The organism is Paraburkholderia oxyphila NBRC 105797, from assembly GCF_000685075.1.
In the GTDB taxonomy this organism is placed as follows: domain Bacteria; phylum Pseudomonadota; class Gammaproteobacteria; order Burkholderiales; family Burkholderiaceae; genus Paraburkholderia; species Paraburkholderia oxyphila.
Genome location: NZ_BAYD01000298.1, coordinates 1 through 841, shown reverse-complemented (window position 1 = coordinate 841; position 841 = coordinate 1). Strand labels below are relative to the sequence as shown.

The 841-nt window shown below is 60.2% G+C and carries 2 protein-coding genes; both read right to left on the bottom strand.

Annotation, left to right across the window (positions count from 1 at the left end; all coding sequences use genetic code 11):
* Nucleotides 1-291, bottom strand: a 291-nt coding sequence (locus BO1_RS49050; protein WP_028223806.1) for a phasin family protein, incomplete at its 3' end; no start/stop codon positions are given.
* A gap of 261 nt (nt 292-552) precedes the next feature.
* Nucleotides 553-750 (bottom strand): hypothetical protein, encoded by a 198-nt coding sequence (locus BO1_RS49045; RefSeq protein ID WP_028223805.1) that lies wholly within the window; start codon nt 748-750, stop codon nt 553-555.
* Between the last annotated feature and the right edge of the window lie 91 nt (nt 751-841).

The window sequence follows — 841 nt, the reverse complement described above, 5'->3', positions numbered from 1 at the left end:
CGCGAACTCGGCTTGCGTGTCCAGCATGATGTCGATGGCCTGACGGCCATAGGTCTGCATCTTGTCTGCCACCGGCGCGGCGAGGCTGTTCTGCAGTGCGAGCCAGTCTTGCGGCTCCTTCACCGACAACGACTTCTGCGCAAGATCGAACGTCTCCGTGAGTGTCGCCCGGATCGTCTGCACGTTCAGTGCAGCCAGCTTTTCGATACCCTCGACCGTCTTGTTGCTCAGGTCAAAAAAGCGCTCAAGACTGGCATTCCGGATTTCAGTCACCTGTTCCTGAGTCAGCATGGTGAGACTCCTGTATGGGCGATCCGGCGCAGGCACCGTCCAACTCGGGCCAGGTGACATGGGACAGCGGGATCGCAGAGTGAATCGATGATGCGCGCAAGTCGTGGCAAGCGCATGACCGGTGGGCTGCAGGCGGTGAATTCAGGGGAATCCGGCCTGCGGTGATGTCGTCGGAATCAGCCGTCAGCGCAACCTGTCACGGTGCGCATGACGTGACTGCATTGAGACAGTCGATCCCGGGGCAGTCCAGACCGTTATCGCTCAGTGTTTTCGGGCAAAGGCCCGAAGCACCGAATCGCCGTCGCGGGTGAGGCGGGGGCGCTGGGCGCCGTTCACATGCTGTTCCAGGGCGACCAGTTGCCGTTCCAGCAGGGTGTCAAGCTCTTCGCGGTTCAGGTCAATCTGCTCGGGCGCGGACTTGACCAGCATCAGTGTCGCGAATTCGTGAGGGCTCAGCATCGAAGTGTCTCCGATTTATCTGGATTCAACATTGCCGGGAAGCATCAATTACCGCTGACGCGCCCGGAACGCCCCTGTTCGGTAGCTTTTT